Raw genomic sequence first — 232 nt, forward strand, 5'->3', positions numbered from 1 at the left:
CTCTTACCGGCTGCATGATGTTTTGTTCCGTCCCATCTACTTCGGGTTCATTGTTCTAAGGTAATCCCCAGAGATGTTTTTGCGGTAAGTCCATCCAAGATTTCGTAACTAAAGTATGTCGAGCCGAACAACTTTGTATTGTCCTCGTAGTGCTCTCTCTCCACATATTGTGGAAATGGGTTGGAATCACCTGATGTACGAGGTCTTTCCGTATTGCCATCATTATCATAAT

The 232-nt window shown here is 43.1% G+C and carries 1 protein-coding gene; it reads right to left on the reverse strand.

Annotated features, from left to right (window positions below; translation table 11 throughout):
• Positions 1 to 47: 47 nt before the first annotated feature.
• On the reverse strand, positions 48 to 232 hold a 185-nt coding region (locus ACRHOZ_RS21570), incomplete at its 5' end, for a hypothetical protein (RefSeq protein WP_431130466.1).

The organism is Flagellimonas flava (assembly GCF_050617915.1).
GTDB classification, from domain to species: Bacteria; Bacteroidota; Bacteroidia; order Flavobacteriales; family Flavobacteriaceae; genus Flagellimonas; species Flagellimonas flava_A.